Annotated in this window: 9 protein-coding genes and 4 pseudogenes; 10 read left to right on the top strand and 3 right to left on the bottom strand. The window is 36.8% G+C overall.

Translation table 11 applies throughout. The features are described 5' to 3' along the window. The 10 genes and pseudogenes from ACOI1C_RS21890 to ACOI1C_RS21845 all read left to right on the top strand — a co-directional run. A pseudogene (locus ACOI1C_RS21890) lies at positions 1 to 215 on the top strand (transposase); the annotation flags it as partial. Between the two features lie 192 nt (positions 216 to 407). After that, positions 408 to 590 carry a hypothetical protein gene (locus ACOI1C_RS21885; RefSeq protein ID WP_422512741.1) on the top strand — a complete coding sequence of 61 codons (183 nt, stop codon included), beginning with the start codon at positions 408 to 410 and terminating at the stop codon, positions 588 to 590. An 89-nt stretch (positions 591 to 679) separates the two neighbouring features. Then, the gene (locus tag ACOI1C_RS21880; RefSeq protein WP_422512739.1) at positions 680 to 1,912 is read left to right on the top strand and encodes a cysteine desulfurase-like protein; all 1,233 of its coding nucleotides are present in this window, start codon (positions 680 to 682) and stop codon (positions 1,910 to 1,912) included. Positions 1,913 to 2,141: 229 nt separating this feature from the next. Next, positions 2,142 to 2,276, top strand: coding sequence for a helix-turn-helix domain-containing protein (locus ACOI1C_RS21875; RefSeq protein WP_422512737.1), 135 nt, complete (start codon positions 2,142 to 2,144; stop codon positions 2,274 to 2,276). A gap of 165 nt (positions 2,277 to 2,441) precedes the next feature. Continuing rightward, positions 2,442 to 3,035 (top strand): IS1595 family transposase, encoded by a 594-nt coding sequence (locus ACOI1C_RS21870; RefSeq protein WP_422512735.1) that lies wholly within the window; start codon positions 2,442 to 2,444, stop codon positions 3,033 to 3,035. Continuing rightward, a pseudogene (locus ACOI1C_RS21865) lies at positions 3,014 to 3,199 on the top strand (hypothetical protein); the annotation flags it as partial. The gene ACOI1C_RS21870 and the pseudogene ACOI1C_RS21865, both read left to right, overlap by 22 nt. A gap of 1 nt (position 3,200) precedes the next feature. Beyond that, positions 3,201 to 3,341 carry a hypothetical protein gene (locus ACOI1C_RS21860; protein ID WP_422512733.1) on the top strand — a complete coding sequence of 47 codons (141 nt, stop codon included), beginning with the start codon at positions 3,201 to 3,203 and terminating at the stop codon, positions 3,339 to 3,341. A gap of 143 nt (positions 3,342 to 3,484) precedes the next feature. After that, positions 3,485 to 4,888 (top strand): ATPase domain-containing protein, encoded by a 1,404-nt coding sequence (locus ACOI1C_RS21855; RefSeq protein ID WP_422512731.1) that lies wholly within the window; start codon positions 3,485 to 3,487, stop codon positions 4,886 to 4,888. 13 nt (positions 4,889 to 4,901) lie between these two features. After that, a complete protein-coding gene (locus tag ACOI1C_RS21850; protein ID WP_422512729.1) occupies positions 4,902 to 5,366 on the top strand; it encodes a response regulator transcription factor in 465 nt (154 codons plus the stop codon). Positions 5,367 to 5,743: 377 nt separating this feature from the next. Next, a pseudogene (locus ACOI1C_RS21845) lies at positions 5,744 to 6,031 on the top strand (transposase); the annotation flags it as partial. 320 nt (positions 6,032 to 6,351) lie between these two features. Here the strand turns inward: ACOI1C_RS21845 and ACOI1C_RS21840 are convergent. From ACOI1C_RS21840 to ACOI1C_RS21830, 3 genes and pseudogenes are all read right to left on the bottom strand, one after another. Continuing rightward, entirely contained in the window at positions 6,352 to 6,702 is a 351-nt protein-coding gene (locus ACOI1C_RS21840) for a tyrosine-type recombinase/integrase (RefSeq protein WP_422512727.1), read from the bottom strand. Next, positions 6,632 to 7,162 carry a tyrosine-type recombinase/integrase gene (locus ACOI1C_RS21835; protein ID WP_422512725.1) on the bottom strand — a complete coding sequence of 177 codons (531 nt, stop codon included), beginning with the start codon at positions 7,160 to 7,162 and terminating at the stop codon, positions 6,632 to 6,634. The genes ACOI1C_RS21840 and ACOI1C_RS21835 overlap by 71 nt, the downstream gene beginning before the upstream one ends. 241 nt (positions 7,163 to 7,403) lie before the next feature. Continuing rightward, a pseudogene (locus ACOI1C_RS21830) lies at positions 7,404 to 7,743 on the bottom strand (hypothetical protein); the annotation flags it as partial.

Raw genomic sequence — 7,743 nt, 5'->3', positions numbered from 1 at the left:
CAGACGAATCTTTGACCTTCCTCGAAATGTTGGAAGTCTATTCAGTGCGCTGGACGATTGAGGTATTTTTCAAAGAGACCAAACAACTTCTTCGATTAGGTAAATGCCAGTCTCAGAACTTTGATGCCCAAATTGCCCATGTAACCACAACGTATATTTTGTATTCCTTTTTAGCCTATTATCGCAGGATGAACGACTATGAAACATTGGGCGGGTAGTTTTGTAGGCAAATAGAATTCTAGAGTTTTCACTGATATTCCTCCTGTTATAAAACTTGAATATGAATAAATCTTAACATGATCCATTGGAAATTTAATATATTTTCAGAAAATATAAACACTATAAGAGGGATTTTTATTCGTATCTCGAAATAGTAGTAAGTATAGATGGAAAGGAGTGTTCTCTTAATGAGTGAACAACTTTTACAAAGTCTTAAAAGTCGTACAAAGGAATTAGTTTCAGATTCTATCGAGACATTAAAGGATTATTTAAGTCTCCCTACTATTTCTGCACAAAACAACGCCATTCCTGAGACGGTTGAATTTGTCGTTACTCAGATACAAGGAGCTGGAGGGAAACCCAGGTTTTAAACGATCATGGAGGAAATCCTGCAGTGTAAGGTTTTTTCTCAGCTGGAGTTATCTAACTAAATTTCTATTAATCTAAGGAGATGAAGTAAATGAGTCAAAAGCTTGAGCTATTTCCAATAACCGATGTTCGAAACCAATTTCCAGCACTTACTAGAACGTATAACGATCAACTTGTTGCCTATTTAGACGGTCCAGGTGGTACTCAAGTGGTTAAGTCATCAATAGAAGCGATCACGGCCTATATGGGAAATGGAGGAGCAAACCTTCATGGTGCTTTTCCTTCTAGTCGTGAAACAGAGGCTTTCATTTCAGAAGCGAAAAGTGCGATTGGGGATTTCCTTGGAGTAAATGAAAATGAAGTAGCATTTGGAGCAAACATGACAACGCTGGCCTTATCAATCGCTAGAGCTCTCGGGAAAAACTGGGGAAAAGGTGATGAAATCGTTGTAACAGAATTGGATCACCGGGCAAACGTTGATCCATGGATTACAATGGCAGAGGACAGAGGGTTAACGGTTAGGTGGATAAAGGTGGATACTGATAGATTAACACTTAATCTTGAAGATCTACATGAAGTTATTAATGAGAAAACTCGGCTAGTCGCAGTTGGTTTGGCTTCGAATGCTGTTGGAACCATCAATGACATTGAAAGAATCTCTGAAAGAGTTAGAGAAATGGGAGCCATACTTGCAGTAGATGCGGTGCACGCTACACCACATGTTGCGATTGAAAGAGACATTCTCGGTGCTGACATCTTGTTATGCTCAGCCTATAAATTCTTCGGACCTCATGTTGGAATAGCGGCAATCAAAGAGTCTATCTTTGAAACTTTAGAGCCATTTAAATTAGAACCAGCACCAAGCTATATCCCTGATAAACTAGAGACTGGAACGCAGAACCATGAGGGAATTGCAGGAATAAAACCAGCCATTGAGTTCATATCTTGCTTAGGAACTGGATCAAACAGAAGAGAAAAGATCCTTTCAGGAATGGAAGTCATTGAAGTCTATGAAAATGCGTTAGCAGACAGACTTAGAAAAGGACTTTCAGAAATCGAAAGAGTAAGGCTGTATCAAGCAGACACATCCGTTCTCAAGACACCTACAATTGCATTTATTGTTTCTGGATATACTCCAAGAGAAGTTTGCAGAATAATGGCCGAAGAACACAGTATTTTTATTGCGGATGGACATTTCTATGCCTCAACCTTAGCAGATAAACTGGATATCACTAACGATGGTGGTTGGGTTCGTGCTGGACTGGCTCCCTATAATACAGAAGAAGAAGTAGATAGACTAATAAATGCTTTAAAGCAGCTCTAGTTCCAACTATTTGATTTAACATAGTTATTACCTATGAGTCAGGAATGACAGCCACTTTAAAAGGCTGTTTTTTTATCATTTTCCGACAGAAGACTCCCACCTCAAGGAATGTGAAGGGCATAGCCCAATGAGTAGGTGGTGAGATGAATGTCGGTTGGCGTTAGCCAAAATTGCACTCACTATGCTACAATAAGAACAAATGTTCCTTATTGATATTGAGGTGAAATTAATGGTAGTTAAAAAAGCGTATAAGTTTCGTATCTACCCAACTAAAGAACAAGAGACTCTGATTGCTGAGAAGAAGCTACTGAAGATAGATCGTATTGAAAAGCCGGCCTATTCCAAAGCCAAGGTTTTCCTTTAGAGTCTCTGACCGTCCAGCAAGGATAATGGTTGAAATCCACTAAATATTATTTGGTGGATTTTTATTTTTTTTTACTGATTATCCCTTTACCTCAGAATAACGTATATCAAGAACGATTGTTTGGCCATAATGGTAAAACAAACGTTTCTTGAGAGGATGTTCCGATTGACTAAGTACCAGTATATGAACTTAATTGCGTTCGAAAAAAAATTCTCGACCGAAAAATCATGCCATGACCATTTATTTTCATTGAAATGGTCAAATGGTTATTGTTGCGAAAGATGCGAACATGGTGATTATTTTGAGACTACAACACGTAAGCACAGGCTTTATGAATGTAAAAAATGCATGTATCAAGCCACTGTCACCGTTGGAACTGTGGAAAAAACAAGAACTGACTTAACTAAATGGTTCTTAGCTCTTTATTTAATCGCACATGATAAACGGGAGTATCGGCAACTAGACTTTTTGAAGAACTTTCGGTTTCGTATAAAACAGCTTGGCTCAATGCTTTATAAAATTCGCCAAGCTATGAGAAAACGTGATGAAGACTATAGGCTAGCTGGAATTGTAGAGCTAGATAACGCCTTCTTTGGTGCTCCATCCGAAGGTGGAAAACGCGGTCGTGGAACGGAAAAAACCAAAGTACTTGTAGGATTATCCCTAAATAAAAAAGGAAATCCGCTCTACTTGAAAATGGAAGTCGTACCTAATAGTAAGGCCGAAACCTTGCTTGGATTTGCCCAAAAGGTATTCTAGCAAGGTCAACCATTAGTAGTGATGCGTATCATTCGTACCGATCCCTTGCTGGAGCTGGCTTTAAACACAAATATCAAGTTTATAATGCCAAAGAAAGTCCAGACCACTTACATTGGCTGCATACAGTTATTTCAAATGAAAAAGCGTTTGTTGGTGGAACCTTCCATGGCCTTGACTCAAAGCATCTTCAATCCTATTTGGATGAATTTTATTATCGATTTAATCGAAGAAAGTTCAAAGGTGAATGGTTTAGTCGTTTATCCACTCTGTATGCAACAACCGAAACCATTACCTATTCTAAGCTAGTGGGATAATCAGTTTTTTTAAAAAAAATTGGAATTAAAATAAAGTATGTGAACTTTAAAAAATCTATTACTTTTTTATAATAAATGTTAGAATAGTCTATTAGAGAAATGTAGAATTTTGTGTAATTATGGAGGTGACTAAGAATGAAAATGCCTTCTGGTGTTAAAGGTCTTGATTTTATTTTAAACGGAGGGATACCTTTACATTCTAGTGCTCTATTAGAAGGATCTCCAGGGACAGGTAAAACAACACTAGGTGTTCAGTTTCTTGTTGAAGGGGCAAAAGATAACCAGCCGGGAATATACTTATCATTTGAAGAGTTTCCTTCTCAAATTCGTCAGGATATGAGTCCATTTGGGTGGAATCTAAATCAGTATGAAAAAGAGGGGCTAATACGAATTATTGGGATTTCACCAGAAACAATTGTAAAAGATATGCTTAATCCTGATGGGATGCTTGAGAGACTTTTAAATGATACTGGCTGTAAGAGGTTGGTACTAGACAGTTTGAGTATATTGAGATATTTAATTTCAGATGAATACGAGCTTCGAAACTCTATATATATTTTTCGCAATATTTTACGAAAAAAAGGTATTACATCATTAATAATTATAGAAGAAAACGATGAAAAATCTTTTGAACATTATATTTTCGATGGGGTTATAAAGTTAGAAAAAACAATGGAACTAGAAGAGATACCTCAACGTACATTAGAGGTTTTAAAAATGAGAGGATCAGAATATTTTCAGGGCAAGCATACTTACCGTATAAATCATACCGGCATTTATCTCATACCAATGAACCGTAACATTAGGAATGTTCCTTTTTATAATACAGAAATAATCCCTACCAATGTTAAGGAAATCGATATAATCTTAGGTGGTGGAATACCAAGAGGAGAGGTATTCCTACTAGATGTTGATAGTAAATCTAACTACAAATATATCTTAACTTCTTTATTAATAAATCAATTAAAACGGGGAGATAAGGTGCTTGTTTTATTACCAGACGATTTAACGATACCACTACTAAGCAAATTTTTTGAGGAATCAGGCTTAGATCTCTATGCATGTATAAAAAGGAAAGACATACTAATCGTTGACCAATTTAACAGGATTAGTGATAAAGAATTACATCCATCCATTTTAAAGGTTGATAACCTTTCTAATGAAGAATTTAGTAACTTTATCCAAAAGGACATTTTCAAGTTATTACTGGAAAGAAAAAGTAAAGGTGAGGAATGGATAATTATATATGACATGAATGCAGCTCACCACATTCGAGGCGAAAAATACATTCAGAGCATTCTTCCTTTAGTAACAGCACTTACAAGATCCCTAGAATTTACTTCCATTCGTATTTGTAATACGAGAGAAGCTTCACAGATTGTGTCAGAGCAAATTAAGCGTAAATCTACGGGCATTCTAAGAATATGGTCAGATAACAAATATCAATATATTAAATTAGATAAATCTCCCGAGGGCTTCACATCTAGGCCTTATATAATCGAAGATTTGGATATACAACCTTATTTTAAATTTGTTTAAATAGGTGGTTTAAATGGATAAAATGATTGCGAAAGTAAAGCTTGAATGTATGGAATATTTTAATTGTAATCCATATTCAATTGAAACTATTTTAAGTGTTAGTAGAAGGATAGGTAGAGATATAGATGTACTAGAAAAAGTAGTAGAGGCACTTAATAAAGATAACTTTTTAATAACAACTCAAAGAAATGGTGAAAAATACTTTTCACTTAAGTTGACAAGCTCTCAGGAAGTGAATCAACAAGAAGCGGTTGTAAACCCCACATTTCATAATGATTTCAACCATCTCACTAGCCGTGAAAAGGAAGTATTTCACGAATTAGTAGAGGGGCATACTAACATCCAGATTGCACTAAGGTTAATTATTTCACCTGATACGGTTAAAAACCATATATCAAGCATCTATCGAAAACTAAAGGTGAATGATCGTGTCAAGCTTATAAAGATATTTTATAATTCAAATACTGAGAGAAACTAGTCCCCCCTACGAGAGTAGTGGCCACTGAAAAAGTCATCTTCATACATGCCCGTTTTCGCATACTTTGTTGATTATTGACTTTATAGAGACTTTTAACCATGTCTGTTGATTTCCGTTGCAGGTACTCGCTCTCCGCGGGGCGGGCGGTGAGCCTCCTCAGCGCACTAGCGCCTGCGGGGTCTCACCTGTCCTGCTTCTCTAAGCAGGAGTCTCGCACCTTCCACTACAATCAAGAATGTTCAATAAGGATTGTTTCTAAAAATAACAAACTTACGAAAAGAGACTACTACAAAAAAGGTATACTCCTCAAATAACTGAGAGAAGTATACCTTTTTTTGTATTATAATTAAGGTATCAAATTCAAGTAGGTGGATACTATGATTCAGCATCAACAAACAATAAAGTTAAGCCCTTATACTTATAAAGACATATATAACTTAGTGGTTCCAAAAGATAACGTATTAAGAAGAATGAATGAATGAGTTGATTTTTCTTTTGTCTATAACGAGCTTAAGGATAAATATGGTCTTGATAATGGACGAAACGCTATCCCTCCTATTCGTATGTTCAAATATTTATTATTAAAAACTATTCATAAAGCTTCTTATATTGACATTGTTGAACGGTCAAAATACGATATGTCATTTAAATATTTTCTTGAAATTGAGGAAACGTATCGCTAAATCATAAGCAAAAAAGACGACTTTTACCCATTTAATGGGTATATAGTCGTCTTTTTTTTGAATCTCTTTTTTAAACTAAAAAACGTAAGCTTTTCAGTGGCCTCACGAGAGTATTGATGATTTTTTTGTGCGAAGGGCAGTTGCACCTATGTAGAGCATCGCTCTACATGAAATGAACTTATATAGGTTGGGTTACGTTATTGCGGTAAAACGGACCCCGAATCCTGGAAGGTTATTTTTCACGGAGGTGAAAGTCCTCCCATATGATTACTGGTAAAGCCTATGAAGTCTAATCTATGGCATTATTGTGAGGTACTGTCTGATGGAGATGCGGAAAATCGAGAGACCCGTAGACGGATGGGCAGACCCGAATGCGAAAGCGTGAAACACGGTCGGCAGGATAAGTGGACGACAGTGCGAAAATAACGGGAAGTCCACAATGTTACTATACACAGGTGCTCTTTAATCAGTGAACCAGTGGGTTGAAGAGGGCTTATCAAGTGATGGTGTTGGGTATGTTCAGAAGGAAAGTGTAATTTAAGGTAGACAGTGGTTGAGTCTGCGCTAACATGGCCCAAAATATCAGAGATGATGGACAATGGGGTATTTTTTTCTAGCAAAGCACTGGCTAACGTGTGTCTTAAAGAATGCATTCCCACTTTCTTTTGTGAAGAGAGAGAGTGGGAATTGGGCTAATTTCATGTATTTTACTATGATTTGATGCAGCCTGTCCTCATCCGAAAACGGTTCAAGTGGTGCAAGATGTCGCAAAAATACATAAGGTAATTCAACCTTCGGTCTTCCACTTTTTAGATAATCAATGATGGCCCAACCAATATCATGGAGTAAAGGCAAGCTTATCTCTCTATCTGTTTTCGACTGTGTAAATATGATACGGTTACTTTGCCATTTTAAGTGTTCAAGCTTTAAATTCTTGATATCCTTCGTCCTGATGCCTAACCGAGCGACTAATAGGATTATGGCATAATCTCTTTTACCAGCCGGATTTCCTCTGTAAATGGCTTCGAGTAACTTGGTGACATCGCTAGAAGTCCATACGGAAGGGATCCTATTTTGCTTTCTCGCTTTTATGGCCGGCAAGATTTCAGCCAAATCTTGTTTATGAAATCCATTAGCGTAGAGAAGCGAAAAAAAGAACGTAGCCCTCAGATATGTAACGCTAAGGTTTTGTAGCTATACCCCAACAAAGTATTGATATAATCGAAAATATTTTTAGCAGTGATATCAGTACGGTAAATAATCTCCTGAGATTCCACAAAACTCAAAGACTTTTCTGAGATTTTCCTGTAATGATTTTGTGTAACTTTGGAGTATTCTCTTCGCTGACAATCGCTCAGACAGCTCTGACGGTCTCTATGAACTCATTGTTTTGCAGAAGATTTTTTTGTTTATAGTACCGGCGAAGAATGGTTCCATGTTGCTGGAAATCACCCAACATTCGAACTACTCTTAAGGCATTTACCATACTTTGTGTTAAGGCCCCAGCTTGCTCTAATTCAAAGAAATTGAACTGTTCATCTAAAAAGCGCATTCCCAATTTATACTCTACTTTACATAATATTTTACTGTGCATAAGGCGGTGTAATTTCTCCGATACTTGCCAATCTATACTTAAACGAACTAGATTGGGAATTAGAACAACACGGAATCCGTTTTGTACGCTACGCAGACGG

Origin of the sequence: Bacillus sp. DJP31 (assembly GCF_049310945.1) — a bacterium.
Lineage (GTDB): Bacteria > Bacillota > Bacilli > Bacillales > SA4 > Bacillus_BS.
The sequence above is the reverse complement of the archived record's forward strand: the minus strand, read 5'-3'. Positions and strand labels throughout refer to the sequence as shown.

Bases quoted from the DNA above. Each gene is read 5' to 3' on its own strand.
- ACOI1C_RS21885 (WP_422512741.1), top strand. From the start codon at position 408: ATGAGTGAACAACTTTTACAAAGTCTTAAAAGTCGTACAAAGGAATTA.
- ACOI1C_RS21880 (WP_422512739.1), top strand. From the start codon at position 680: ATGAGTCAAAAGCTTGAGCTATTTCCAATAACCGATGTTCGAAACCAA.
- ACOI1C_RS21875 (WP_422512737.1), top strand. From the start codon at position 2,142: ATGGTAGTTAAAAAAGCGTATAAGTTTCGTATCTACCCAACTAAAGAA.
- ACOI1C_RS21860 (WP_422512733.1), top strand. From the start codon at position 3,201: ATGGCCTTGACTCAAAGCATCTTCAATCCTATTTGGATGAATTTTATT.
- ACOI1C_RS21855 (WP_422512731.1), top strand. From the start codon at position 3,485: ATGAAAATGCCTTCTGGTGTTAAAGGTCTTGATTTTATTTTAAACGGA.
- ACOI1C_RS21850 (WP_422512729.1), top strand. From the start codon at position 4,902: ATGGATAAAATGATTGCGAAAGTAAAGCTTGAATGTATGGAATATTTT.
- ACOI1C_RS21840 (WP_422512727.1), bottom strand. From the start codon at position 6,702: ATGCATTCTTTAAGACACACGTTAGCCAGTGCTTTGCTAGAAAAAAAT.